Raw genomic sequence first — 26,400 nt, 5'->3', positions numbered from 1 at the left:
TGACCAAACAAAAACTAGCAACACCCAGACCCAAAGACCTGAGCGTCACAAAAATAAATCATCACATAATCCAAAAACTTGGACACACGATGCCAAAATATGGCATCAGACAATCTTGTCAATACACTATCGAGTTCTCAAAGAACACACACCTACCAGCGCCACCCCGCATGGCGAGGCGCTCTCTAGTAAGCTGGTGTTTGGAATTGTTGACCCCGTCTCCGGAGCAACTCTTCCAGGCTACCAGATCCGATTCGCGTTCGCAACACCGTGTGTCGCGGGCTATTCGTTTCTGGCCGCATCGGTGTTCCAGGCCATCAGACCTGAGACACTGCAGTTTCCCCGATTCCGTGTCGGCCCCGGGGTCTTGCTCGCTGCGGTGCAACAAGAAAGTTACACACACGGGAACAGGGCGTCAAATCGCCTGGTCAGAGGCTTAAACGAGCGCCGGCAAAGCTCTTCTTACCGCGTCGGATGACCAGCCAACGGCCGTGCAGTAGGTCGGAAGTGCCTGGAGTCCACTCCGGATCGGTGATCTTGGTGTTGTTGACGTAGGCACCTCCTTCCCCGATCGCGCGTCGTGCGGCTTTGTTGCTCTCAGAGAGCCCGCTGTCCACGAGAAGTCCGACGAGCGTCGGTGCGTCGGAGCTGTATTCGGCGATCGTGGTCTCGCCCAGTGCTGCCGCGAGCGTCGACTCATCGAGATCGGCCAGTTCGGCGCGACCGAACAATGCGTGACTGGCCAGTTCCACGGCCTGGGTGTTGGCTGCGCCGTGGATGAGTGTCGTCATCTCCGCTGCGAGGCGCTTCTGCGCCAACCGAAGATGCGGAGTCTCTTCGGTTGCACGCTCCAGCTCCCCGATCTCTTCCCTGCTCAGGAACGTGAACCACTTCAGGTAGCGCACAACGTCGGCGTCGGACGTGTTCACGAAGTACTGGTACCAGGCGTAAGGACTGGTGAGTTCCGGGTCGAGCCAGAGGCTTCCGCCGCCGGTCGACTTACCGAACTTCTTGCCATCCGACGAGGTCACGAGCGGAACCGTCAGCGCGTGCACGGTGTCTCCGGTGATTCGGCGCGTGAGATCGACACCGCCGACGATGTTTCCCCACTGATCCGAGCCACCGATCTGCAGGCTGCATCCGTGCCTGCGGTGCAGTTCGAGGTAGTCGTTGGACTGCAGCAGCAGGTAACTGAACTCGGTGTAGCTGATCCCATCGGACTCGAGGCGTCGTCGAACAGTTTCTCGAGCGAGCATCACGTTGACCGAAAAGTGCTTACCGAGGTCGCGGAGGAACTCGATCGCGCTCAGCCCTGCCGTCCACTCCATGTTGTTGACCAGCAGCGCGCTGTTCGGACTGTCGTCGAATCGCAGGAAGCTGGCCAGCTGGTCGCCGATGCGTCCGGTCCATCCGCCAACTGTGTCGACGGAGTTCATGGTCCGCTCACCGACATCACGCGGGTCGCCGATGAGTCCTGTCGCACCACCTGCGAGAGCGATAGGCCGATGACCTGCGAGTTGAAAGCGACGCAGCGTCAGAAGCGGCACCAAATGCCCAGCATGCAGGCTCGACGCCGTCGGGTCGAAGCCCGCGTACACAGTGATCGGGTCGGCTTCGACAGCGGACCGCAGTTCATCGATGTCGGTTGACTGCGCGATCAAGCCTCGCCACTGCAGATCGTCGAGAATGTCTGAACCATCGATTCGGTCTTCAGAGGTCAGTGTGCTCACACATCGATCTTGTCATCTACGCGTGCGCGGCCGGCGAACACCCGACCTGTATCGATCAGACCCGACCCTCATCGATCAGGCAGAAGTGAGACGTTGATGCTCTTCGTCGTCGACCGCGCGCGCCTCAGTGGCCAACATGACCGGGATGCCGTCGGCATCGACCCGGTAGGCGACACGAAGCCGCGGGTTGTAGAGCTCATCGCCCGCGTCGAGCAGCGGTCCGTGATCCTGCGGGCACACCAGCCGGTCACGAACGATCGGATCCAGTGACTGCGCGCGAGAACCCATCGACTTGCTTCCTCTCTCAGCGGATTTCCCCAGCGGATTTCGACGCACCGCGGGGCACGACAGCAAGCCTAACGGCGCGGCGAACGCGTCGATCACCCGCTCGCCTCGACATCAACGCGTGCCGGTCGCGGCTCCCCCGGCTGTTGTCCTGGTCGGCGCGCCCGTTCCGACCGCTCTCGCCGACGTCGTGCGATCGCGGGAGGTTGCGGAGGAGGAATCCGGCAGCCAATCCACTCTGCTCACCGCAGTCTTGGTGAACCGTCGGTACCTGCCCTCCGAGTCGCGGTACCAGACCTTCGACCCGGGTTTCGGCACACCGCGAGCCGCCAGTGCGCTCGCCTGCGGGCGATAAGACTCCGATACCGGGATCTCGTCGACGACGCAGACCAGGTGAGGTCGACGGTGCGCGGGCAGTGCGCCAAGGCCGAGCCGCAGTTGCGTGACTGTCAACGAATCCACGTCGACATCGGACCGCATCGTCAGCGCGGCCACCACGATCTGGCTTCCCGGATCGCCGAGCCGGTAGGCGGCCACCTGATCGACACCGGGCACCCGCGAGAGCAGTTGCTCGATCGGCGGAAGGTAGATGGGGCCCTCGATCGAATGCGCCACGGTGTCAACCGATCCCATGAACCACAGGTCGTCGTCGGAGTCCCGGTAGAACAGGTGACCCGACACCTCCCACCGGTCCTTGGGCGCGAAGACGTCACGCAAGACGGTCGCGGTGGTGTCGAAGCGATGCCGCGAACGCGCCAGCAGCAGCCCCACCTCGCCCTGCCCCGCACGGTCGACGAAACCGTTTTCACCGACGACGAGGCGCTCGGCGTCGACGTCGTATGCCGCGATTGCCACCTCGTTGGTTTCCGGCAGAGCGCGACCCATCGACCCGACCTTGTCGGCGGCGACGTTGGCCAGGATGGCCGACCCGTCAGCTGTCGCGAAGAACTCGAGAACGCGGGCACGTGGGAAGCGTTCGCTTATCTCGTCCCAGAGACCGGTGGGAAGTCCCGATCCCATGAACAAGCGGATCGGATTGTGCTCGTTGATCTGAAAGTTCTTGTCGTGCAGTATCTCTCGCAGCATCGACCAGGTGTAGGACACCACCGTGACGCCGTATCGATGAACCTCGGTGGCGAAGTTCTCGGCGTCGACGCCCTCCGACAATGCGATACGCGACCGTCCGACGGCCGTCGCGCCGAGCGTGGTCAACAATCCGGAGGCGTGGTGCAGCGGCGGGATGCAATAGACCGTGTCGCGGTCTGTGAGACCTGCCGCCGACGCCGCTCCGAACGCCGACATCGCGAACCTGTGATTGGTCACCGGCCACACCGCAAGTTTGCCGCGTGAGCGGGTGAACAGGATGAATGCCAGATCGCCAGCGAGACCGGGATCGGGGCGATACCACGCGGGCATCTGTACGACGTCGGGGTCGATCTGTTCCATGTCGATGACGGTGCGGCCGTCGACGCCGTCGATCTCGCGTGCCGACCCGCTTCCGCCACCGAGTACGAGGACGCGATCGCTGTGAGCGGTTGCGGTTTCGAGGTGAACGGGATCGCAGACGACGACGTTCGCGCCTGCCAGCCGCAGCATCTCGCCGACATCGCCCTCACCGGCGAGAAGTACGGCGACCGCGCCCAACCGGGAGAGTGCGGCAACCGCGACCAGCGCGCTCGGGCGCGTGTCCATCAGAACCCCGATGTGCTCGCCGGGGCGCACGCCACACTGCACCAGTCCGGCCACCACGTTGTTGATGCGGGTGTCGACCTGCGAATGGGTGAGAACTCGATTCTCGAAGAGGAAGACCTCGCGGTCGCCGCCCCAGTCGGTGTTCTCCGACATCAGCTTTCCCAGCGAGATACGGGTACCTGACTGGATCTGCCCGAGGCGGAACAGTCGCGGCACCGTGCGGACGGATTCCTGCGCGACGGCAAGCGACGTCCGCTGCACAGCGCCCGCCATTTCCCACAGATCGCGGGACGCCCCGGCACCCGCATCGGCAACCGAACCGATGCCGTGCGTGATCCGAGACAGCAGTCCGACGCCGGTGCCTTTCCCGTCGACCGGCGCCTCCATCGGCTCGACGTGATCGGGCTCGGGCCCCAGGCCCTCCTGCCAATTGATCCATTCGGCAGTCGTCGGCCACGTACGAGTGCCCGATGTACTTCCCACCACAAGACCGAAATGCCCTACGGGAAGCCGTGATTCGTACACGCGAGCTCGGGGTGCCGCACGGACGACACCTCGGATCGCGACCGGTTGTCCGATGTCGTCGACCTCGCCTACGAAGCCCAGAACGGGGGCCGTGATCTCGGCGAGCGTCACAAGTTCGCCGTTGATCACAAATCCGCCGGACACCATGCGATTGTGCGCGACGAACTGGCGCAGCAGTTCCGCGATGGCCGGCCCGGACCAGGCGACCCATCCTTCGGCTTCGAGGAAGCGTCGCTGGTCTTCGCGGGGCAGAAGCGCGTCGCGGTCGTGGAGTTGGCGGAGGAAGTCGAAGCGGCTGCGCGCGGTCTTCACCGGGTCGAGCATTTGGAAACCGAGACGCGCCAGCCAACTGGGCACCCACAGGTGTGGAAATACCTTGTCGGCCAAGACCTCCGCGCCGGGAGCAACCAGTGCTGCGGGCAGTCCGAGCGGTAGTGCCGCGAGAACGTCGACCGGACTACCGAAGGTGATCACGCTGGCCACGCCGCGGGAACGTCGATACGCAGCTGCCTGATAGGCGAACATGCCGCCCTGCGAGTAGCCGGCGACGTGAATATCGCGGCCGGTGGATTCGATGATCCAGTCGATCGCCTCGCTCACCGCGACGACGTGGTCGGCGAGGTTGCGCTCCATCCCGCCTTCTTCGTGATCGGGAGATCCGAAGTCGACGACCCATGGGGTGATGCCGTTGCGGTGCAGCACCGAGACGGCACCGTTGTGTTCGGTCACGTCATAAACGTTGGCAGACACCATCATCGGGGGAATCAGCACGATGTTGGGACCGGTCGCCGGGGCATCCGGGAAGTAGCGTCGCAACCGGAACATCCGTGTGGTCTCGACCACGGTGAACGGCGCGGGCTCGGTCCCGGTCTGCAGACCGCCGTACCGGAGCACCTCGAGACCATTCTGCGCTGTCGCGAGGACACGCTCGGCGAATGCCTTCACGTCGGGAATACCGCCGCCTGCCATCAACCACGCTCCTCCCCGCACACCGTATGGTGATCTGCATCACCTTACCCAAGCTTGGTCAACTCGCACCGTACACGGATCGACATAGACCCCGCGCACTCGTCGACCTCACTGTGACGGTGAACTCACCGACCACCGTGATCGCAGTGCCGGGAGCGCGCGGTCGAGGACGTCGAGCTGGCGCTGCACCTGCGACGGAGCGGTTCCGCCGTAGGCGTCGCGCGACTCGATCGACCCTCGAACGGTCAGTACCTCACGAACCTGCGGGGTGAGGGCCGGATCGATCGACGCGAAGGTGGCATCGTCGAGTTCATCGAGTCCGACGCCGCGGTTCTCCGCCTCCCGCACACACGCACCGGCGACCTCGTGGGCCACTCGGAACGGAACACCTTGACGCACAAGCCATTCCGCAATGTCGGTGGCGAGGGTGAATCCCGCGGGAGCCAGCTCGGCCATCCGATCCTCGTGGAACTCGAGAGTGCCGACCATCCCGGCGATCGCAGGCAACAGCAACTCGAGCTGCGCGACGGCGTCGAATACGGGCTCTTTGTCTTCCTGCAGGTCGCGGTTGTACGCGAGCGGCTGAGCCTTCAATGTCGCCAACAAGCCGGTGAGGTCACCGATCAGCCTGCCCGCTTTGCCGCGTGTGAGTTCTGCGACGTCGGGGTTTTTCTTCTGCGGCATGATCGAACTCCCCGTCGACCAGGCGTCGGCGAGCGTGACGTAGCCGAATTCGGCAGTGCTCCACAGGATCACCTCTTCGGCGAGTCGCGAGAGATCGACGGCGATCATCGCGAAGACGAACGACGCCTCGGCCGCGAAGTCTCGTGACGACGTCGCGTCGATCGAATTCTCCGCGGCTGCGGCGAACCCCAGATCAGCGGCGATCGCCTCCGGATCGAGGCCGAGTGACGAACCCGCCAACGCACCGGACCCGTACGGGGACACCGCAGTTCGACGATCCGCGTCTGCAAGCCTGTCGACGTCGCGGATCAGCGGTTGCGCGTGCGCGAGCAGGTGGTGCGCGAGCAGCACCGGCTGCGCCGCCTGCAGATGTGTCTTCCCCGGCATGACGGCGTCGGGATGTGCGCGAGCCTGAGCAGTCAACGCCTCGACGACGTCGAGCACACCTGTCGCGATCGAGCGCATCGCCTCGCGCAGCCACATGCGGAAGAGCGTGGCGACCTGATCGTTGCGCGACCGTCCGGCGCGCAGCCTGCCACCGAGGTCGGCTCCGACGCGTTCGATGAGTCCGCGTTCGAGCGCGCCGTGCACGTCCTCGTCGGACTCGGCTGCCACGAAGGTGCCGTCGGCGACGTCGCTCGCGAGTTGGTCGAGACCGGCGAGCATGGCGGTCAGATCGTCGTCGGACAGCAGGCCTGCGCGGTTGAGAACCCTGGCATGCGCCTTCGACGCCTGGATGTCGAACGGGGCGAGCACCCAGTCGAATTGCGTCGACTTGCTCAACGCGGCCATTGCGTCGGCGGGTCCCGACGCGAAACGACCGCCCCACAGCGACCCCTGGTTCGTTGTCCCGTGCTGGGCTGAGAGGCCCTGATCACTCACTGAGCAGGTCCCGCTTCGCTGCGATCTTCGACGACAGACCGTGCAGCTCGACGAATCCACGTGCGGCGGACTGGTCGAAGCTGTCGCCCTCGTCGTAGGTCGCGAGGTTGAAGTCGTAGAGCGACTCGCCGCTACGGCGACCGTTGACCGAGATGTGGCCACCGTGCAGCACAAGGCGGATCTCGCCGGAGACGTGCTCCTGCGTGGAGTCGACGAAGGTGTCCAGCGAGCGCTTGAGCGGCGAGAACCAGAGGCCGTCGTACACCAGCTCGGCCCACTTCTGATCGGTCCGACGCTTGAAGCGTCCGAGTTCGCGCTCCAGGGTGACGTGCTCGAGCTCTTCATGGGCGGTGATCAGCACCATCGCGCCGGGAGCCTCGTAGATCTCGCGGCTCTTGATGCCGACGAGGCGATCCTCGACGACGTCGAGGCGGCCGACACCCTGGGCGCCCGCGCGGCGATTGAGTTCCTCGATCGCCTCCAGCACGCTGACCGGGCGACCGTCGATGGCGATCGGGCGACCCTTGTCGAACGTGATGATGACCTCGTCGGGCGAGTTCCAGTTGATCGTCGGATCCTCGGTGTAGCTGTAGACGTCCTTGGTCGGCGCATTCCACAGGTCCTCGAGGAAGCCGGTCTCGACGGCGCGACCCCACACGTTCTGGTCGATCGAGAACGGCGACTTCTTGGTCACGTTGATCGGGATGTCGTTCTCCTCGGCGAAGGAGATGGCCTTCTCGCGCGTCCACGCGTAGTCGCGGACAGGCGCGATGACCTCGAGATCTGGTGCCAGCGAAGCGAAGCCGACCTCGAAGCGCACCTGGTCGTTGCCCTTACCGGTGCAGCCGTGCGCGACGACGGTGCCGCCGTGATCGCGCGCCGCGGTCACGAGATGCTTGGCGATCAGCGGGCGCGACAGTGCCGACACCAGCGGGTACCGGTCCATGTACAGCGCGTTCGACGTGATCGCGGGCAGGCAGTAGTCGTCGGCGAACTCGTCGCGTGCGTCGACGAGCACGGCTTCGACGGCACCGCAGTCGAGCGCGCGCTGGCGGACGACCTCCATGTCCTCGCCGCCCTGTCCGAGGTCGAGCGCGACGGCGACGACCTCCTTACCGGTCTCCTTGCCGATCCAACTGATAGCGACCGAGGTGTCGAGGCCGCCGGAGTATGCAAGTACGACGCGTTCCGCCATGGTGGTGTGTGCTCCTATGTCGTGGTTCGACATCCATCATCGGATGTCGTGCCCGATGCGATCGGGCTGGGGTCTGTTTGTCGGTCCGGGTTCGGGCCTCGGTGTGTCCGACTCCGGCTCAGGGGCCGCCGGGGCGTCGGTAAGGGGTTGTCACACGAGGCCCTCGATTCGTCGTGCGAGCTCGGCCCCGTCGATCGGTGCGCGTGCGCACACGAAGATCGTGTCGTCGCCCGCAATTGTGCCCACGACGTCGGGCAAGCTGGCCCGGTCGATCGCACTGGCCAGGTAGTGCGCGGCGCCGGGCGGGGTGCGCAGCACGGCGAGGTTTCCGCTCGCATCCGTCGACACCAGCAGTTCGCTGAGCAGGCGAGACAGTCGGGCTGTGCCGCCGAACACCCCGCGAACGGGCGCACCATCCTCGGGGACGACGTACACGCCGACGCCGCCGTCTGCGGCGCGCAACTTGACGGCGCCGAGTTCGTCGAGGTCGCGTGAGAGCGTGGCCTGCGTGGCGTCGACTCCCCTGCCTGCGAGTAACTGCTGCAACTCCGACTGCGACCGCACCTGATGTGAACCGAGCACTTCGACGATGAGCGCGTGTCGCCCTGCCCGCGTGCTCGCGAGCCTCGTGTCGGAGTGATCGGCGATGCGCGCAGCGCCGCCGGTGTCGGCGTTGCTAGTCACTTCTGCCCCAACAGCCAGATGAGCAACGCCTTCTGAGCGTGCAACCTGTTCTCCGCCTCGTCGAGAACCGCACTCGCGGGACCATCGATCACGTCGTCGGTGATCTCATCGCCGCGGTGAGCGGGCAGGCAGTGCAACACGATCGCGTCCGGATCCGCCACTGCGAGGAGGTCGGAGTTGATCTGGTACGGCCGGAACGGTGCGCGACGATCCTTGCCGTCGTCCTCCTGCCCCATCGAGACCCACGTGTCGGTGACCAACACATCGGCCCCACGCGAGGCGGCGACAGGGTCGGATTCGACGCTGACCGATCCTCCGGTCAGAGCGGCCCGCTTCTCGGCGTCGGCGATCACGACGGGGTCGGGCTCGAAACCGTCCGGCGCACTGATCGTCACGTGCATTCCCGCGGTCGCGCCACCGAGCGCCAACGAATGCGCCATGTTGTTCGCACCGTCGCCGAGGTAGGTCATCGTCAACCCCGCGGTACGGCCTTTGCGTTCGACGATGGTCTGCAGGTCGGCGAGGACCTGGCAGGGATGGAAGAGATCCGAGAGTGCGTTGACGATCGGAATCGACGCCGTCGAGGCCATCGCTTCGAGCCGCTCTTGCCCGAAGGTCCGCCACACGACGGCCTCGACGAATCGTGACAACACCCGGCCGGTGTCTTCGAGCGATTCGTCGCGGCCGAGCTGAGTGGTGCGTCCGTCGACGACGACGGCGTGGCCACCCATCTGCGCGATGCCCATCTCGAACGAGAACCTCGTTCTCGTGGAGTTCTTGTCGAAGATCACCCCGACTCCCCGAGGACCCTCGAGCGGTCGGTAGGCGAACGGCTGGCGCTTCACCTCGGCGGCTAGGGCAAGCACTTCGGCCTGCTCGTCGGGCGTGAGGTCGTCGTCGCGTAGAAAATGTCTTGTCACTGTGCGCTCCTCTCGTCGGTTGCGGCGTCGAGGATCTGCGGCAGTGCTGCGACGAAGTCGCCGGCCTGGTCCTCGGTGAGGATGAGGGGCGGCGCGAGCCGCAAGACGTCGGGAGCCGGCGCGTTGATGAGGAATCCGTTGTCGCGAGCAGTCGACTCGACCTTCGCCGACACCGGCGCGGTGAGCACGACGCCGAGCAGCAGCCCCGACCCGCGCACGTGGGAGATCAGCGGATGGTCGAGTGCTTCGACGCCCGTCGCGATCGACTTTCCCACGGCGGCAACATGATCGACGAGGTTGCTGTTGTCGATCTCGTTGAGGACCGCGAGCGCCGCGGCCGCCGACACCGGGTTACCGCCGAATGTCGTGCCGTGCTGTCCGGGAGTGAACAGTTCCGCGGCAGGGCCTGTCGCGATGGTCGCCCCGATGGGCAGCCCGCCGCCGAGCCCCTTGGCGAGAGTCATGACGTCCGGCACGATCCCCGCGGCCTGGTGTGCGAAAAACGTTCCGGTACGACCGATTCCCGTCTGCACCTCGTCGAGGATGAGCAATGCGCCGTGCTCGGCGGTCAGCCTGCGCGCGTGCGCGAGGTAGTCCGCAGGCGGAACGACGACACCGGATTCTCCGAGGATCGGCTCGAGGATCACCGCGGCGGTCTCCGACGACACTGCGGCGGTCAAGGCATCGACGTCGCCGTAGGGCACGAAATCGACCCCTGCGGGCATCGGTTCGAACGGTGCGCGCTTCGCCGGTTGACCGGTCATCGCGAGCGCACCCATCGTGCGTCCGTGAAATGCCTTGTTCGCGGCCACGATCTGCGGCCTGCCGGTGAGTCGGGCCAGCTTGAATGCTGCCTCGTTGGCTTCGGTTCCGGAGTTGCAGAAGAACACCCGGCCGGGCTGCCCGAACTTGTCGAGAAGACGCTCGGCGAGTTCGACGACCCGCGGGTTGATGTACAGATTCGAGACGTGACCGAGTGTCTGGAGTTGCTCGGTCACCGCGGCCACGATCGCGGGATGCGCGTGACCCAATGCGTTCACCGCGATGCCACCGAGTAGATCCAGGTAGCGGTTGCCGTCGGCGTCCCACACGTAGGCTCCCTCGCCCTTCGTCAGGGCGATCGGCGGCGTGCCGTAGTTCTTCATGAGGGCGGATGACCACCGCTCCTGCCAGGGTGCGGTCATGAGTGGGACGCTCCGTCTGTGTCTAGCGTGGTGTGCGCGGTTGCGGGAGAGAGGTTTTCGGGAGCGACGACGGTTGTCCCCGTGCTCGCCGCGGTCAGCAGTTCGGCCAAGACAGCGTGCGGCACACGGCCGTCGACGACATGAGCTCGCCCGACACCGCCTTCGACCGCACGCAGGCACGCCTCCATCTTGGGCACCATGCCCGCGTCGAGACTCGGAAGCAGCTGTGCCAGTGCGTCGGTCGAGATCTGCGACACGAGTGACGAGTGGTCGGGCCAGTCGGTGTAGAGACCTTCGACGTCGGTGAGCATCACCAGCCGGGTGGCGCCGAGCGCCTCGGCGAGAGCGCCCGCAGCCGTGTCGGCGTTGATGTTGTGGACCACGCCGTCACGGTCGGGCGCGAGTGTCGAGACGACCGGAATGCGTCCCGCACCAACTAGATCGAGCACCGCGGAGGTGTTGACCGAGGAGATGTCGCCGACGAGTCCGATGTCCGTGGCAACTCCGTCGACGACGACGGTGCGCCGCGTCGCCGTGAACAGGTTGGCGTCCTCACCGGTGAGGCCGACGGCATAGGGTCCGTGCGCGTTGATCAAGCCGACGAGCTCGCGACCGACCTGACCGAACAGCACCATCCGCGCCACGTCCATCACCTCGGGCGTGGTCACGCGGAACCCTCCGCGGAACTCGCCGGTCAGACCGAGACGTGCGAGCATCGCCGAGATCTGGGGTCCGCCACCGTGGACCACGATCGGGTGCATACCGCAGGCGCGCAGGAAGACGATATCGGCGGCGAAGGCGCGTTTGAGGTCGTCGTCGATCATCGCGTTGCCGCCGTACTTCACGACGACGGTCGCACCGTGCATGGCCTGCAGCGCAGGCAACGACTCCGCCAGGATCGCGGCCTTCGCCGCGCCGCTGATCGAGCCATCCCCGCCGAGCGCGCCATCCCCGCTGATCGAGTCGTCCCCGCTGATCGAGCTTGTCGAGATCATGACGAATACGCCGAGTTCTCTTCGACGTACGCGTGCGAGAGGTCGGTGGTCCGGATGCTGCCGGTCTCCGCGCCGAGGCCGAGGTCGACGAGGACCGCCACGTCGGGACCCGACAGGTCGACGTCACGCGCGCCGTCGACGCCCGTGCCGTTGACGCAGACCGCTTTGCCGTTGAACGACACCGTGATTCGATCGGGGTCGATGGTGACCGGTGCGATCCCCGTCGCCGCGAGCACGCGCCCCCAGTTGGGATCCGACCCGAAAAGTGCTGTCTTGACCAGACTGTCGCGGGCAATGGTCCGCGCGACGGCTATGGCGTCGTCTTCGGTGGCAGCACCGGTGACCGTGATGACGATGCGCTTGGTGACTCCCTCGGCGTCGGCCATCAACTGCGCGGCGAGATCGTCGCACACCGACAGCACGGCGGCGTCGAGTTCGGTTTGCTCGACAGGGATCTGGCTGGCACCGGAGCTGAGCAGCAGCACAGTGTCGTTGGTCGACGTCGAGCCGTCGATGTCCAGCCTGTCGAACGTCTTCGAAGTCGCTCGCCGCAGCGCGAGGTCGAGTTGTTCCGCGCTGGCCCGCGCATCGGTGGTCAGCACGCACAACATCGTCGCGAGCGAGGGTGCCATCATGCCTGCGCCCTTGGCCATGCCGCCGATGTTCCACCCCTGTGGATGGTGCAGCGCAACCTGTTTCGGCACGGTGTCGGTCGTCATGATCCCGTAAGCGGCGTCGGTTCCGCCGGAGAGTCCGCCGCCCATCTCCTGGACGATCTCGGTCACACCCGCGAGCACCTTGTCCATCGGGAGGCGATCACCGATCAGACCCGTGGAACAGACAGCGACCTCGACGGCGCCGGTCTCGGTTCCCCAGTTGCTCAGCGCTTCGGCAACAGCCTCTGCCGTCGCGTGCGTGTCCTGGAAGCCCAGGGGTCCGGTACAGGCGTTGGCGCCACCAGAATTGAGGACGACGGCGCGCAGCCTGCCGGTGGTGAGCACCTGCTTGCTCCACAGCACCGGCGCGGCCTTGACCTGGTTGCGGGTGAAGACACCGGCCGCCGAATAGTCGGGGCCCTCGTTGAAGACCAGCGAGAGGTCGGGGGCGCCGGAAGCCTTGATACCGGCGGCGATTCCCGCCGCTCGGAATCCGAGCGGTGCTGTCACACCCTGATTGCGCAGCAGGCGTGGCCCGGTCGCCGGTGCACCGCCGGCGATCCGGTCGTCGGAGTCGTCGACCTGCGTTGTGTTGCCTGCTGTCGAATTGCCTTCTGCCACATTGCCACTCGAGCTCACGGTGCCACTCCCACGGTGCTCAGTCCTTCTGCTTCGTCCCAGTCCAACGCGAGGTTCATCGACTGGACCGCCGCGCCGCCGGTCCCCTTCGCGAGGTTGTCGATTGCGCCGACCACCACAAGTGTTCCGGCCTGCTCGTCGACGGTGACGGCGAGTTGCACCGCGTTGGAACCCATCACCGAGCCCGTCGCGGGAAGACTGCCCTCGGGAAGCAGATAGACGAATTGCTCATCGGCATAGGCCTTTTCGTACACCGCGCGGACCTCGTCGGCCGCCGCCGTCGTACGCGCCGTGCACGTCGCGAGGATTCCGCGTGACATCGGGACGAGCACAGGCGTGAACGAGACCGCGACCGGTTGGTCGGCGGCCTCCGACAGTGCCTGCGAGATCTCCGGGGTGTGCCGATGCGACCCGCCGACCCCATACGCACGCGCGGAACCGATCACCTCCGAGGCGAGTAGGTCCACCTTGGGTGCCCGTCCCGCCCCCGACGTTCCACTCACCGCGACGACCGTGAAGTGCGGTTCCACGAGGCCGGCCGCGAGCGCGGGAAGCAGCGACAGAATCGAGACCGTCGGATAGCAGCCGGGTACAGCGATTCGACTCGCGTTCTGCAGGACCTCGCGGTTGCCAGGGATCTCGGGCAGGCCGTACGGCCAGGTGCCCGCGTGATCGCCGCCGTAGTAGGCGACCCAGTCGTCGGAGTCACGGAGCCGGAAGTCGGCGCCGCAGTCGATGATCAACGTCGTGGGAGGCAGAGCGTCGGCGATCTGCGCCGACGTTCCGTGTGGCAGTGCGAGGAACACGACGTCGTGACCAGCCAGGACGTCGGGCGTCGTTTCCTGGAGTTCACGCTGCGCCAACGGCAACAGGTTGGGATGATGGGAACCGAGGAGTGTGCCCGCGTTTCCGCCGGCCGTCAGGGCGCCGATCTCGAGGTCGCCAGATCGCAGACGCGGGTGTCCGCACAGCAGACGAAGCACTTCCCCACCCGCATAACCGCTCGCGCCAGCGACAGCCACCTTGATCGTCATACACATCATTATGCATGGTGGCGCAAATCAATACGGAACTAGGTCGGCGGGCGCAACGAAGTAGATTCCCAACCGGCGTCGTGTAGTCGTTCGACGGCCTCGAGAATCAGATCCACCGCGAACTCGAACTCGAAGTCGTCGTCGCAGCCAGCGGGCCCAGTACGAGCGCGAGCATCGAGGGCGATCGCCGTCACTGCGGGATATCGCTTCGCGAACTCGGCCTCCGCTGCCACCCGATCCTCCGAATCGAGGTCGGCAGACGGCGCGGCACTACCGGTGAACACTTCCGCCGTGAAGCCCCAGATACGCGATCCGACCACGTGCATGGCGTGGTGGGTCAGATCGACTGCGATGCCTCCCTCGATGAACTCCGCCGCCAGGGAATCCATGTACGCGAGCGCGCCCGGCGTCGGCGCGTGGCGGGATTCGATCGCTGTGCGCATCCACGGGTGCGCTTGGTACACGCGCCGTGCGGCGAGTATTCGCGAGCGCACCGACCTGCGCCAGCCCTTCGCAGAGGACGCAGGGTAGGAATCGACGACGACGTCGATCATTCCGTCGACCAGGTCGCTCTTGTTGGCCACATGTTTGTACAGCGCCATGGGCACTACGTCGAGCTCCGTCGCAAGCGCGCGCATGGTGACCGCGTCGAATCCGTCCCTGTCGGCAAGACGGACGGCACAGCCGAGTACGCGCTCCCGGTTGAGCGGAACTCGCTGAGCTGAGTCATCCGACATACCCGAGACCCTAGCGAAGCCTTGACCGGGTGTACGTCGTACACCTACGGTAGGCGAGGTGTACGACGTACACCACTGACCCAGCGCGCGTCACGCGCACCTAGGCCACAGGCAGGAGATCTCGCATGGTCGAGTCGAACGACCGAGCCCGGGCGCGGTGGGCCGGTATCTGGTACCTAGTCACCTTCGCGACGTCGATTCCGGCTCTCGCTCTCAAGAAGCCCTTTCTCGACGGCGATCCCGACGCATCGGTGGCCGCTGCCCAGTTCGGATGCGTGCTGGAGGTCATCCTCGCCGTGAGCTGCGTCGGCACCGCCATTGCGCTCTACCCCATCATTCGACGCCACAACGACGCCCGCGCACGAGGCTTCCTCGCGTCGCGAACCATCGAAGCGACGCTCGTGTTGATGGGAGTGGTGGCTGTACTGGCACTCGTCAAGATCCGGGATGACCCCGGTACACCGTCAGGAGTCGACGACGCGCTCGTCGCACTTCACGATGGCGCGTTCCTCCTCGGTCCCGGCTTACTACCGGCAGTCAATGCACTCCTGCTGGCTCCGGTGCTGTACGCGAACCGACTGGTTCCACGTGCCATTCCCGCAGTCGGGATCATCGGCGCGCCGCTCCTGCTCGCGTCGGCGACCGCGACGATCCTCGGCCTTGTGTCACAGGTGTCGCCGATCGGCGCGCTCGCCGCCGCCCCCATCGCGCTATGGGAACTTGCGCTGGGCGTCTGGCTGACCGCGCGTGGCGTGCGAGAGCACAGCGAGGCGTCGAACAGCACACCGGTCGCCGTCGCCTGATGTGGCCGGGTATCGACGTCCCGAACTATCGAAGGCGAGCGCCGACGCCCTCGGTCGCGCGGGCCACGGCAGCCAGTTTGGCCGCGGTCGCCTCGTCTTCGGTGAGGGTCCGATCGCCTGCCCGGAATTTCAGCGCGAAGGTCAACGACTTATTGCCCTCGCCCACCTGCTCACCGGTGAAGACGTCGAAGAGCTCGATGGAGTCGAGCAGCTCACCGGCGCCCTCGCGCAGCAACGCCTCGACCTCTGCCGCGGGCACGCCGTCCGACACCACAACGGCGACGTCCTGCAGCACCGCCGGGAACACGGAGATGTGCGGAGCGGGCAATGACGCGTCGAGCGGCAACGCGTCGACGTCGATCTCGACGGCGCACATCCGCTTCGGCAGCCCCGCACGTTCGAGCACCGCGGGATGGAGCTCGCCGGCATGTCCGACGACCCGACCGTCGGCGACGACGGCCGCGCACCGACCCGGATGCCAGGGCGCGTAGGTGTCGGCCACCAACGTGACGTCGACTCCGGCTGCGACGCCGATCTCACGAGCAGCCTCGAAGGCGTCGAGATAGTCACCGGGCCTGCCAGGACCCCACGGGCCCGCCGGATCACGCAGCCCGGTCAGCGCAACCGCGACGTGCAGTGGCTGAGCGGGTAGCGAGTCGTCGAGTTGGGCGATCTCCTCGGCCGTGGGGCGTCGGGTCACGTCGAGTTCGGCCACCGGGCGCATGTGGTCGGTGGCCAAGACGACCTGTCCGATCGTGTACAGCGACAGGTCGCGCTGGCCGCGAGCAATATTCCGGGCGACCATCTCGAACAGCCCGGGCAGAAGCGTCGTGTTCAGCTCCGGCCGGTCGGACTCGAGCGGGTTGAGCACCTTGACCGTGCGGCGTCGAACGTCGTCGGAGGACAGGTCCCAGGTGTCGAAGACGCCCGCGGGCATGAACGGGAAAGGCAGTACCTCGACGTAACCGTCGAGCGCGAGCGTGCGACCGATGCTGCGGCGTCGACGCTGGGTTGGCGTCAGCCCGCGTCCGCCAGGAGCAGACGGGAGCACGGCCGGAATGTCTTCGAGACCTTCGAGCCGCAAGACTTCTTCGACGAGGTCGGCGCGCTGACGCAGATCCGGTCGCCACGACGGTGGCGTGACGGTCAGCGGGTCGGTGCCGGTGACCGTGCAGCCGACCTCGACGAGCCGAGCTGCGGTGGTGCCGGCCGGGTAGGTGACCCCGGCAGTGCGGTCGGGCTCGTCGGCAGAGATCGTGATGGGCGCGGTCGCCGGAAGCGATATCCGCTCCTCGGCCAGTGGCGACGCGATGGCACCACCCGCGAGTTCGACGATGAGTCCGGCTCCGCGGTCAGAACCTGCGGCGGTGATCTCCGGGTCGACGACGCGCTCGAACCGCTTACTCGCCTCCGACGTGAGCTTGTGCCGTTTCCCGGTCCGGAAGACACGGACGGGATCGAAGGTCGCCGCCTCGAGCAGGACGCGCGTGGTCTGCGGGCCCACCTCGGTGCTCTCGCCGCCCATGACACCTGCCAGCGCGACGGGGCCGCTGTCGTCGGCGATGACGACGTCCTCGGGATCGAGGTCGCGTACGACACCGTCGAGGGTTGTCAGCTTCTCGCCCGACCGCGCGTTGCGGACGGTGATGGTCCCGGACAACTTGTCTGCGTCGAAGGCGTGCAGCGGCTGCCCCAATTCGAGCATCACGTAATTGGTGACGTCGACGATCGCGGAGATCGGGCGGACCCCCGCGACCATGAGGCGCTTCTGCATCCACCACGGCGAGATGGCAGTCGGGTCGACGCCCTCGATGAGGCGCGCGGTGTATCGGGTTGCGCCGGAATCCTTCTCGATCGCCACCGGCCAGGGCGCACCGTCGGACACCGAGATGGCGGGGACGGAGGTACCGGGATCGACGAACGGCACGGTGAAGCTGCTCGCCAGCTCACGGCCGAGTCCGCGGATCGAGAACGCGTAGCCACGGTCAGGGGTGACGTTGACGTCGATCGCGGCGTCGTCGAGTCCGAGGACCTCGCGGGCGTCGGCGCCGGGCTCGGCGGTACCGGGCGCCAGGACGAGGATGCCGCTGTGGTCGGTGCCGATACCGAGCTCGGACACCGAGCAGATCATGCCGTCGGAGATGTGTCCGTACGTCTTGCGGGACGCGATCTCGAAGGGCCCGGGCAGTACGGTTCCGGGCAGAGCGGCGACGATCAGGTCACCCTCCGCGAAATTGCGTGCACCACAGACGATTCCGCGGGGTTCCGACTCCCCAACCTCGACCTGGCAGAAGCGAATGGGCTTCTTGAACTCGGTCAGTTCCTTGATGTGCTCGACGCGCCCGATCACCAGCGGGCCGGTGATCTCGGGGAACGACTCGATGTCTTCGATCTCGAAGCCGACGCGAACGAAACCAGCGTCGATCTCCTCAGTGGTCGCCGACCAGGTGGGGTCGCCGGCACGGAGTACCTCGGTGTACCAGGACTGCGGTGCACGCATCGGTCAATCAGCTTCTTTCATCGAGTGGAATCGGTGCGGGTTGCGGCGTCGACCGGCTCAGGCCGCCGGGCCGAACGGAAGGCTGAAGCGGACGTCGCCCTCCACCATGTCGCGCATGTCCGAGATGTCGTTGCGGAACTGCAGAGTGCGTTCGAGTCCCATCCCGAACGCAAACCCGGAGTAGACGTCGGGGTCGATTCCGCTGGCGCGCAACACGTTCGGGTTGACCATGCCGCAGCCGCCCCATTCCACCCAGCCCGCACCGCCCTTCTTGGCGGGGAACCAGACGTCGACCTCGGCCGACGGCTCGGTGAAGGGGAAATAGCTCGCGCGCATACGCGTCGTGGTCTCGGGGCCGAACAGCGCGCGAGCGAACGCCTCGAGCGTGCCGCGCAGATTAGCCATCGTCAGTCCCTTGTCGACGGCGAGGCCCTCGATCTGGTGGAAGACCGGCGTGTGCGTGGCGTCGAGCTCGTCGGTGCGGAATGTCCGGCCGGGGCACGCAACGTAGATGGGGAGATCTCGCGACAGCATCGAACGCACCTGCACGGGTGACGTGTGGGTCCGGAGAACCTGACGTGATCCCTCGGGCGCGATGTAGAAGGTGTCCTGCATCGATCGCGCCGGATGATCCGGGAGAAAGTTCAGCGCGTCGAAGTTGTAGTGCTCGGTTTCTACCTCGGGTCCCTCGGCGATCTCCCAGCCCATACCGACGAAAACGTCGGCGACCTGCTCGGAGATCACTGTGATGGGATGGCGTGCACCGCCGGGACGTCGACGACTCGGCAGCGTGACGTCGACCGACTCGGAGGCGAGAACCGCGGCGTCGCGCTCGGCCTGCAGCTGCGCCGTCCGGCCGTCGAGGACCCCATTGACCCGCCCACGAACCTGGTTGACCAGTTTGCCTGCTTCGGATCGCTGGTCCTTCGGCAGCGAACCGAGCGCGCGACGAGCGAGCGCTATCGGCGAACGATCGCCGAGGTGCGCGGTCTTGGCGGCCGCGAGCGCATCGAGATCAGCGGCCGCAGCGAATGCCGCAGCGGCGGCGTCGGCCGCGGCGTCGAGTTCCTCGGTGCTGGGGAACGTTGGCTGCGCTTGATCGTCGGCAGAGCTGGCCACGGTCGGCGGTCTCCTAGTGCTTGCTGGTGCGGATGACGGAACCCATCACGACCACCTCGAGGACGAGAGCAGATCAGCAATGCGCCGGTCAGAGGCCGTGATACTTCCTCGTCAAGGTTAGTCGACCGTCCTGGGGCCCTACCTCGACGCCCCCACGAACCCGCGCCGATCGATCATCCACGATCCGCCCGGCTCAGCAGCGTCGGGAGCTCGCAGGTGCTCGACCCAGTGATCGAGCGGCCATCGCGGCGGCGACGCCGATCACCAACCAGATCCAGCCGGCGACGATTCCCGAACCGGCCAGGAGCAGCGTCGTCACACCGACGACGACCAGGAGCCCCACGATGAGGGTGTCGCGTCGTGCACTCCACCCACCGACGACCTGCGCGTCCCACCACGGCACCGGACGGTTCTCCAGGACGAGCAGCACTCCGGTCACCGGGATCATCAGCGCGAGCAGGCATGCGGTGGTCGCGAGAACCGTCGGCCAGAACAGCAGGGCGTGGGGATCTCTATGCAATCCACACAGCGCGGAGAGGCCAATGATGAGACCCAACACCGGAAGGTGCCACAGATACAACGTCATCGCACCTCGGTTGCCGAGCACGACCCACCACCAGACCCGTGGGCGGGCGGCGACTCGTGCAAGTGGCGCGCGCAACGCGATGACCAGCGCACACAGCACCACAGTGTGACCAGCGAGTAGCAGGCTCGGCGGACTCATGTTGGACAGTTGCTGTCCGGGGACGGTCACCAACGACATCTCGTACGGACCGAGGGCCACCAGCGCGATGTCGACGACCAGAGCGGTCACGCACAGCACTGCGGCTTCGACCATCGAGAACAGGCGTTTCGCATACGCGACGCCGAGGATCGCCGGGATGATCCACACGCTGAGAAAGTTGACGTAACCGACGTTGTTCGACGCACCGACGGCGATCCGAAGGGCGTCGACGACCGCGGTCACCAGCCACGCGGCCGCCAGAGCTGACAGCACAGCCCGGCGCGACGAGAGTCGTTGGAGCATGGGCATCACCGCGAGCACCAACAGGTAGGCGCCGAGAAACCACAGCAACTGAACTCCCAGGCGCGCCACGACGTCGGCGATGGCGGCGGCACCGACCAGCGTCGACACCCCGTAAACAATCAGGACGACCACGAGATACCACCCGACCGGCCGCAGAAGTCGCTGGACCCGACGCAACAGCCAGTGGCCGGGACGTGTGCCTGGACGCCACCCGTAGGTCGACGCCGCGGCGCCTGCGAAGAAGAACAGCGGAAGGATCTGGAACAGCCAGGTCATCGGTTGCAGAAGCGGAACGTCGGCGAGGGTGTTACCGAGGACGAGCCGACCGTCGTCGACGGACACCGTCAGCATGAGCGAATGCCCGGCGATCACGACGACCAGCGAGGTGAGTCGGATGAGATCGACGACGCGATCGCGGTTGCCGGTCAGCGCGTCGAGTTCTGCGACAGAGGGAGTCAGGGTTGAGTGGTTTCGCACTCCGAGAAGTCTTCGCCGACATGCCCTTTCGATCATGGGTGCAACTACTCAGCACGCGTATGCGTTTCAACTCGATCAGCCGGTGCCGCCCGTCGCCCTAGACTCGACACCCATGCGATACACACTGGAAGATTCCGTTGTCGTCGAGCGCAGCCCGGAGGACGTGTACGCGCTGATCAGCGACGTCACACGCACCGGAGAGTGGAGCGAACAGTGCCACGCGTGTGAGTGGGACAGTTCCGCACGCGGTGCGGGCGCGACCTTCACCGGTCACAACCGCACGCCGGTCCGCGAGTGGTCGACCGTCTCGACCGTGACCGTCGACGAGCCCGGCACTCGCTTCGAATGGACGATCGGAACCAGCGGAACGAGGTGGGGCTATCGCGTCGAAGCCGTCGGCGACGGCAGCACACGGCTCACCGAGTACACCGCCTTCTCTGACACCGGCGAAGTATTCTTCCGCGAGAAGTACGGCGACGACGCCGATGACCAGATGAGGATTCGCCTCGTCGCGGCGGCTGAGGGAATTCCTGCCACTCTCGCCAGGATCAAAGTGATCGCCGAGGCGTGAGCTGCGCTACAACCTAGCGGGCTTGTACTCGTGCGCTCTCGTAGAGACAGATCGACGCCGCCGACGCGAGATTGAGGCTCTCGGCGCGACCGCGGATCGGAATGGACACCCGGTGGTCGGCCGACTGCGCGAGTGGTGCGGACAACCCGTGGGCTTCGTTGCCGAACAGCCAGGCGGTCGGCTCGGCGAGGACGTCTGAGGCGTCGTCGAGCACGAGCTCACCGTCGGCCGACGTCGCCAGGATCGTGATGCCCGCCGACCTCACCGACGACAGCGCCGCGTCGACGTCTCGTTCCCGAACGATCGGCAGATGGAAGACGCTGCCCGCGCTCGCGCGTACGCACTTCCCGTTGTGCGGATCAACCGCGTCGCCGAGCAACAGCACGGCGTCGGCGCCCATCGCGTCGGCTGTGCGGATCAGCGTCCCGGCATTACCTGGTTCACGCGGCTCGACGGCCACCGCCAGTAGGCGCGGACCGGACGACAGCACGTCGTCGAGGGACGCGTCGAGGAGCTCGGCGAGAGCGAAGATTCCGGGCGGCGTCGTCGCTTCCGAAAGCTTTTCGGCGGCGCGATCCGACAATCCGACGACGTCGACGCCTGCGCCGGATGCGGCGCCGAGGATCTCGGCGTGCCGGTCGGCGTCACTCTCGCGGACCAGGATCTGCACTGCCCGACCACTCTCCAGAGCGGCGGCAACCGCATTGGCGCCTTCGACGAGAAATCTTCCCTCGGACCGTCGTACCGACGCCCGATGGAGCTTTGCATACGACACGACCCGCGAGGATCGTTCGGACAAGATCTCCATCAGATGATGTCCGTGATCACTCGCGGGTCGTGTGCGACGTGTTCGATGTGAACGCTCAGGCTGCGGGAGCGTTGACGTCGGCCGGCAGTGCCTTGCGGGCAACCTCGACGAGGCCGGTGAAGGCCTCCGGGTCGGTCACGGCGATGTCGGCGAGCACCTTGCGGTCAACCTCGACACCCGCGGCCTTGAGGCCCTGGATGAAGCGGTTGTAGGTGATGTCGTTGGCGCGGGACGCAGCGTTGATACGCGCGATCCACAGCTTGCGGAACTCACCCTTGCGGGCGCGACGGTCCCGGTAGGCGTAAGTCATCGAGTGGAGCTGCTGCTCCTTGGCCTTGCGGTACAGGCGCGAGCGCTGCCCGCGGTATCCCTTGGAGGCCTCCAGCGTCGAACGACGCTTCTTCTGGGCGTTGACAGCCCTTTTCACGCGTGCCATGTCAGTTCCTCTTGTTCGTCAGATGTGGTGGTCGGGTGCGTCAGCGGTTGAGCAGTCGCTTGATACGCGGTGCGTCGTTCTCACTCACCACGGCGATGCCGTCGAGACGACGGGTACGGCGAGAGGACTTGTGCTCCAGGAGGTGGCGACGGTTGGCCTTCTGGCGGACGATCTTTCCGCTGCCGGTCACCTTGAAGCGCTTGGCTGTGCCCTTGTGGGTCTTGCTCTTCGGCATGTTCTTTCCTTCATTCGAGCGGACGCAAGCCACACCCGCGGTTGTCGGGTGCGGTATGCGTCCGCAGTGGTTCTCCGACGGTCCGTTCTCACGGACCGCATCGGCTTAGCTGGCCGTGTCGTCCTTGGCGCCCTGCTGGCGGGGCGCGCGGTCGTCACGAGTCTGCTGCGCTTTCACGCGGGTCTTCGCGCCCTTGTGCGGGGCGAGGACCATGGTCATGTTGCGGCCGTCCTGCTTGGCCGAGGTCTCGATGAAGCCGTAATCGGCGACGTCGTTTCCGAGGCGCTGCAGCAGTCGGTATCCGAGTTCGGGTCGCGACTGCTCGCGGCCGCGGAACATGATGGTGACCTTCACCTTCGAGCCTGCCTCGAGGAACCGGATGACGTGACCCTTCTTGGTCTCGTAATCGTGGTCGTCGATCTTCGGCCGGAGCTTCTGCTCCTTGATGACGGTCAACTGCTGGTTGCGACGCGACTCGCGTTGCTTCTGCGCTGCTTCGTACTTGAACTTGCCGTAGTCCATGATCTTGCACACCGGCGGACGGGCGTCGGGTGCGACCTCGACCAAGTCCAGGTCGGCCTCGTAGGCCAGGCGCAGCGCATCTTCAACACGCACGATGCCCACCTGCTCCGAATTCGGTCCGACGAGTCGGACCTCCGGTACGCGGATGCGCTCGTTGATGCGGGTCTCAGTGCTGATGGGGCCTCCTTGATAAAACCTGACAGGGGTGGCCGTCGCGGAGTGGTCGGTGGCCGCGCATGGAAAGGGGCTCTCAGCAGAAGAGCCCCGAGATGGTGTTCACCATCGTCAGGGCTCCGATACCGACCGGTCTGCACACCATTGGATGCGCATCGCCGACGGCGTGGAAAGACCACGCCCATCGGCAGGACCGGACCGTACAACTGCGTGAATCGCGTGTGCGGCAAGCGCACATATTCGACGCGTCGTAGCGGTGGGAGCGGAACTCCACTTGCGACCCCGGCGCCAACCGGGGCGGTCGTGCTATGGAAGTCTAGCAGTCATGCCCGAGAACACCTATTCGCCTTCGGGCGACGATGCAGGTGACGACCTCACCGGCGTTCCGAACAACGATTCCGCGCGTCCGGACGTGACTACTTCCACAGACGATGATGACAACGTCCGTGACATGGCCGACATTCCCTCGATCGAGGTCGTGACCCGGGCCATCGTCATGCTGATGAGCGCGTCGGCGGAGAAGCTCGGCCTGGCGCCGGGGGCATCCGAAGACGACGCCGATCTCGATGAGGCCCGAAAACTCATCACCGCACTGGCCGGACTCGTCGACGCAGCCAAACCGGATCTCGGCGTTCATGCCGCTCCCATCCGAGACGGACTCAAGCAACTGCAACTGGCGTTCCGCGACGCGAGCGCATACCCGGACGAGCCAGGCGAGGGCCCCGGCGAGAAGTACACCGGACCGGTTCGAGACCGTCGTCGGTGACGCTCTCGTTGGCCGCGAATTCACCGCGATGTAGGTAGCGCTTACCTAACGTTTCAGCAGGTCAGGCGAGCCTTTGCTTGCTGGAAAGGGTCAACGGACTCACCTAGATTGGAAGGCAGGGCAGATACCCGCCCGCCAACCTCGATCCAGGAGTTCACGATGGCCACGCTCGAAATGCCACATGTCGCCGAATGCACCGTCAGTGAGTGTTCCTACAACCACGACGGCTGCCACGCGTTCGCGATCAACGTCAGCGGAACCAACGGCACTGCCGACTGCGCGACGTTCATCCCCCTGACAACTCGCGGCGGCCTCGACCGCGTCTCCACCCAGGTCGGTGCATGCCAGCGGGTCGACTGCGAGCACAACGCGAATCTCGAATGCACGGCCACTGCGGTCCGTATCGGTGCAGGCGAGAGTTCCGACACCGCGAACTGCCTCACCTACTCCCCTCGCTGACGGCTTCGCGTCACCAGACCACTCTGCAGCCCTCGACGGACGTCGTGCGGGTCATTCTGTGACCAGCGCGGCGTCCGTCGTTTCGTATGCGGGCTAGCCTGAATCCATGACCTCCGAAGGTGCGCACGACCACGACCCGGCCGATCCGACACGGACGACCTCCTCGGCCGGCGGCACAGAGCCCGTCGGAGAGATCATCGACGCCGAGGTCCTGGATACGGAAGTCGTCGACACCGCCTCTCCCGGATCCAGCTTTCCCGGCTCGACGACCATCTCGAGCCCCGGGCACATCGATCCCGACTACAGCGAGCAAGGTGTGCCGAGTTTCGATTTCGTCCGCGACAAGATCGAGAAGCGCATCTCGACCGCGATCGGTTCCCAGGAGTTGGCTGAGGGCACGCCCGAGGGCCAGGGCGTCGACGACATGATGCGCAAGCGCGACGAGGCCGCGAAGAAGAAGCTCGACGAGATCCGAAAGTCCATGGGGCACTGACACTCCCCACCACTCTTCTCCCCCGGCCTCGGCGAACCTCGCGCCGGCGGCGAACCCAGTCAGTGATCCGGCCGCAGCGCGATGCGCGTCTGGGTCTGCGCGGCACCGGCGTCGCTCTTGAGCCGCCGAAGCAGTCTGTCGAGTCCCGCGGTGTCGGCCACCGATACCTGCAGCAGGTAGTCGTAAGGGCCGGTCACGTGGACCGCGTCGCGCACCATCGCCTCACGTTGCGCCCACCGCAAGAACTCCTCCGAGTCGCGATCAGGGTGCAGCCGTACGTCGATGAACGCTTCGATCCCGGCCGGTGACGGTGCGTCATCGGTGCTGATCACCGCGCGATAGCCGAGGATGACACCGTCGCGCTCGAGGCGTCGCACCCGCGCTGCGGCACTGTTGGTTCCAAGCCCCACAAGCCGACCGAGCGCACTGAACGATGCGCGACCATCATGGCGAAGTGCCTCTATGATCTGTCGGTCGATCGGGTCCACATCGAAAAGATATCAGTCGAAGCGACATCTTTTAGGCATCGTCATCAACCGCGGTCGATGGTGGTCAGATGTCGGTGATCCACGCACTCACACTCGGTCTCGTGGCGGGTTTCGGTATTGCGATGCCGCTCGGTGCGATCGGTGTGATGCTCATGCTCGAAGGAGCGGAGCGCGGTGTGCGCAGTGCACTCGAGGCCGCGGCCGGGGTCGCGACGGTCGACGCCGTCTACGCCGCCGCGGCCACAACGTTCGGAGCGGCGATCGCACCGTTCATCAGCCGTCTCGGCCCGTATCCCGGCATCGTCGGCGGCAGCGTGCTCTTACTCGTGGCGGCGCACGCCATATTCCGCGCACACTCGGCGTCGAGCCGTGCCCAGTCGACGTCGAGCCGTGCCCAGTCGACGAGGGGGCACCGCTACCTCATGTTCGTCGGGTTGACCGCGATGAATCCGGCGACGCTCATCTACTTCGCATCCATTGCCGTACCAGCTGTCGCCTTGCCGAGCGGGGGCCACATAAGTGGTTGCGGCGCAGCACTATTCGTGGCCGGGGTCGGCCTCGGTTCCCTGCTGTGGCAGGCGGTTCTGGCGATCGCCGGGGCGGCCGCCGGTACTCGGATAACCGGCAGCGGCCGTCGACTCACGATCATCGCCGGAAACGCCGTCGTCGCTTTGCTGGGCGTGTCACTGATCGCAGCATCACTGCACTGAA

At 65.8% G+C, this 26,400-nt stretch carries 25 protein-coding genes and 1 pseudogene; 6 read left to right on the top strand and 20 right to left on the bottom strand.

Translation table 11 applies throughout. The annotated features are described in order from the left end of the window. Window positions 1-428: 428 nt before the first annotated feature. From tyrS to A5788_RS12650, 12 genes are all read right to left on the bottom strand, one after another. Window positions 429-1,730, bottom strand: a complete 1,302-nt coding sequence (gene tyrS, locus A5788_RS12705; RefSeq protein ID WP_064866857.1) for a tyrosine--tRNA ligase — start codon at window positions 1,728-1,730, stop codon at window positions 429-431. A gap of 75 nt (window positions 1,731-1,805) precedes the next feature. Continuing rightward, entirely contained in the window at window positions 1,806-2,018 is a 213-nt protein-coding gene (locus A5788_RS12700; RefSeq protein ID WP_064866934.1) for a Trm112 family protein, read from the bottom strand. Window positions 2,019-2,129: 111 nt separating this feature from the next. Next, window positions 2,130-5,201 (bottom strand): AMP-binding protein, encoded by a 3,072-nt coding sequence (locus A5788_RS12695; protein WP_064866859.1) that lies wholly within the window; start codon window positions 5,199-5,201, stop codon window positions 2,130-2,132. Window positions 5,202-5,309: 108 nt separating this feature from the next. Continuing rightward, window positions 5,310-6,767 carry an argininosuccinate lyase gene (gene argH, locus A5788_RS12690; protein ID WP_064866860.1) on the bottom strand — a complete coding sequence of 486 codons (1,458 nt, stop codon included), beginning with the start codon at window positions 6,765-6,767 and terminating at the stop codon, window positions 5,310-5,312. Continuing rightward, window positions 6,760-7,962, bottom strand: coding sequence for an argininosuccinate synthase (locus A5788_RS12685; RefSeq protein ID WP_049698547.1), 1,203 nt, complete (start codon window positions 7,960-7,962; stop codon window positions 6,760-6,762). The genes argH and A5788_RS12685 overlap by 8 nt, the downstream gene beginning before the upstream one ends. Window positions 7,963-8,112: 150 nt before the next feature. Then, window positions 8,113-8,610, bottom strand: coding sequence for an arginine repressor (locus tag A5788_RS12680; RefSeq protein ID WP_064866936.1), 498 nt, complete (start codon window positions 8,608-8,610; stop codon window positions 8,113-8,115). Between the two features lie 32 nt (window positions 8,611-8,642). Continuing rightward, window positions 8,643-9,566 carry an ornithine carbamoyltransferase gene (gene argF, locus A5788_RS12675; protein ID WP_064866865.1) on the bottom strand — a complete coding sequence of 308 codons (924 nt, stop codon included), beginning with the start codon at window positions 9,564-9,566 and terminating at the stop codon, window positions 8,643-8,645. Further along, window positions 9,563-10,750, bottom strand: coding sequence for an acetylornithine transaminase (locus tag A5788_RS12670; RefSeq protein ID WP_064866867.1), 1,188 nt, complete (start codon window positions 10,748-10,750; stop codon window positions 9,563-9,565). Before A5788_RS12670 ends, argF begins: the two co-directional genes overlap by 4 nt. Then, window positions 10,747-11,745, bottom strand: a complete 999-nt coding sequence (argB, locus tag A5788_RS12665) for an acetylglutamate kinase (protein WP_064866869.1) — start codon at window positions 11,743-11,745, stop codon at window positions 10,747-10,749. The genes A5788_RS12670 and argB overlap by 4 nt, the downstream gene beginning before the upstream one ends. Continuing rightward, window positions 11,742-13,022 (bottom strand): bifunctional glutamate N-acetyltransferase/amino-acid acetyltransferase ArgJ, encoded by a 1,281-nt coding sequence (gene argJ, locus A5788_RS12660; RefSeq protein ID WP_064866938.1) that lies wholly within the window; start codon window positions 13,020-13,022, stop codon window positions 11,742-11,744. The genes argB and argJ overlap by 4 nt, the downstream gene beginning before the upstream one ends. A gap of 14 nt (window positions 13,023-13,036) precedes the next feature. Beyond that, on the bottom strand, window positions 13,037-14,074 hold the full coding sequence (gene argC, locus A5788_RS12655) for an N-acetyl-gamma-glutamyl-phosphate reductase (protein ID WP_064866871.1): 1,038 nt from the start codon (window positions 14,072-14,074) through the stop codon (window positions 13,037-13,039). A gap of 38 nt (window positions 14,075-14,112) precedes the next feature. Next, entirely contained in the window at window positions 14,113-14,811 is a 699-nt protein-coding gene (locus A5788_RS12650; RefSeq protein WP_064866873.1) for a TetR/AcrR family transcriptional regulator, read from the bottom strand. 125 nt (window positions 14,812-14,936) lie between these two features. Here A5788_RS12650 and A5788_RS12645 point away from each other — a divergent pair, with 125 nt between their 5' ends. Continuing rightward, window positions 14,937-15,614, top strand: coding sequence for a DUF4386 domain-containing protein (locus A5788_RS12645; protein WP_064866875.1), 678 nt, complete (start codon window positions 14,937-14,939; stop codon window positions 15,612-15,614). Window positions 15,615-15,639: 25 nt separating this feature from the next. Here A5788_RS12645 and pheT read toward each other — a convergent pair whose 3' ends face one another. The 3 genes from pheT to A5788_RS12630 all read right to left on the bottom strand — a co-directional run bounded on the left by pheT (window position 15,640) and on the right by A5788_RS12630 (window position 20,737). After that, the gene (gene pheT / locus A5788_RS12640) at window positions 15,640-18,114 is read right to left on the bottom strand and encodes a phenylalanine--tRNA ligase subunit beta (protein WP_064866876.1); all 2,475 of its coding nucleotides are present in this window, start codon (window positions 18,112-18,114) and stop codon (window positions 15,640-15,642) included. A gap of 57 nt (window positions 18,115-18,171) precedes the next feature. After that, a complete protein-coding gene (pheS, locus tag A5788_RS12635; protein WP_064866878.1) occupies window positions 18,172-19,233 on the bottom strand; it encodes a phenylalanine--tRNA ligase subunit alpha in 1,062 nt (353 codons plus the stop codon). 193 nt (window positions 19,234-19,426) lie between these two features. Further along, the gene (locus A5788_RS12630; protein WP_331436053.1) at window positions 19,427-20,737 is read right to left on the bottom strand and encodes an acyltransferase family protein; all 1,311 of its coding nucleotides are present in this window, start codon (window positions 20,735-20,737) and stop codon (window positions 19,427-19,429) included. A gap of 112 nt (window positions 20,738-20,849) precedes the next feature. Between A5788_RS12630 and A5788_RS12625 the strand changes: the two genes are divergently transcribed. Further along, on the top strand, window positions 20,850-21,308 hold the full coding sequence (locus A5788_RS12625; protein ID WP_049698134.1) for an SRPBCC family protein: 459 nt from the start codon (window positions 20,850-20,852) through the stop codon (window positions 21,306-21,308). A gap of 13 nt (window positions 21,309-21,321) precedes the next feature. Here the strand turns inward: A5788_RS12625 and A5788_RS12620 are convergent, their stop codons facing one another. The 4 genes and pseudogenes from A5788_RS12620 to infC all read right to left on the bottom strand — a co-directional run bounded on the left by A5788_RS12620 (window position 21,322) and on the right by infC (window position 23,547). Continuing rightward, a complete protein-coding gene (locus A5788_RS12620; RefSeq protein WP_197494435.1) occupies window positions 21,322-22,116 on the bottom strand; it encodes a TrmH family RNA methyltransferase in 795 nt (264 codons plus the stop codon). Window positions 22,117-22,171: 55 nt separating this feature from the next. After that, a complete protein-coding gene (rplT, locus tag A5788_RS12615) occupies window positions 22,172-22,552 on the bottom strand; it encodes a 50S ribosomal protein L20 (protein ID WP_049698135.1) in 381 nt (126 codons plus the stop codon). Window positions 22,553-22,592: 40 nt separating this feature from the next. Next, a complete protein-coding gene (gene rpmI, locus A5788_RS12610) occupies window positions 22,593-22,787 on the bottom strand; it encodes a 50S ribosomal protein L35 (RefSeq protein WP_005208912.1) in 195 nt (64 codons plus the stop codon). 105 nt (window positions 22,788-22,892) lie between these two features. Then, window positions 22,893-23,547 (bottom strand): annotated as a pseudogene (gene infC, locus A5788_RS12605) (translation initiation factor IF-3). A 261-nt stretch (window positions 23,548-23,808) separates the two neighbouring features. Here infC and A5788_RS12600 point away from each other — a divergent pair. From A5788_RS12600 to A5788_RS12590, 3 genes are all read left to right on the top strand, one after another. Continuing rightward, a complete protein-coding gene (locus A5788_RS12600; protein ID WP_005208917.1) occupies window positions 23,809-24,249 on the top strand; it encodes a DUF1844 domain-containing protein in 441 nt (146 codons plus the stop codon). A 159-nt stretch (window positions 24,250-24,408) separates the two neighbouring features. Continuing rightward, complete coding sequence (locus tag A5788_RS12595) at window positions 24,409-24,708, top strand: DUF1540 domain-containing protein (protein ID WP_005208919.1); 300 nt, start codon at window positions 24,409-24,411, stop codon at window positions 24,706-24,708. Window positions 24,709-24,814: 106 nt separating this feature from the next. Further along, complete coding sequence (locus A5788_RS12590; RefSeq protein ID WP_152930025.1) at window positions 24,815-25,201, top strand: hypothetical protein; 387 nt, start codon at window positions 24,815-24,817, stop codon at window positions 25,199-25,201. A gap of 59 nt (window positions 25,202-25,260) precedes the next feature. Here A5788_RS12590 and A5788_RS12585 read toward each other — a convergent pair whose 3' ends face one another. Continuing rightward, entirely contained in the window at window positions 25,261-25,689 is a 429-nt protein-coding gene (locus A5788_RS12585) for an Lrp/AsnC family transcriptional regulator (RefSeq protein ID WP_049698136.1), read from the bottom strand. A gap of 68 nt (window positions 25,690-25,757) precedes the next feature. On the opposite strand from A5788_RS12585, the gene A5788_RS12580 reads away from it, so the two are divergent. Next, on the top strand, window positions 25,758-26,399 hold the full coding sequence (locus A5788_RS12580; protein WP_049698137.1) for a LysE family transporter: 642 nt from the start codon (window positions 25,758-25,760) through the stop codon (window positions 26,397-26,399). The last annotated feature ends 1 nt before the right edge of the window (window position 26,400 follow it).

It is taken from the genome of Gordonia sp. 852002-50816_SCH5313054-c, assembly GCF_001665925.1.
In the GTDB taxonomy this organism is placed as follows: Bacteria; Actinomycetota; Actinomycetes; order Mycobacteriales; family Mycobacteriaceae; genus Gordonia; species Gordonia jacobaea.
The sequence above is the reverse complement of the archived record's forward strand: the minus strand, read 5'-3'. Positions and strand labels throughout refer to the sequence as shown.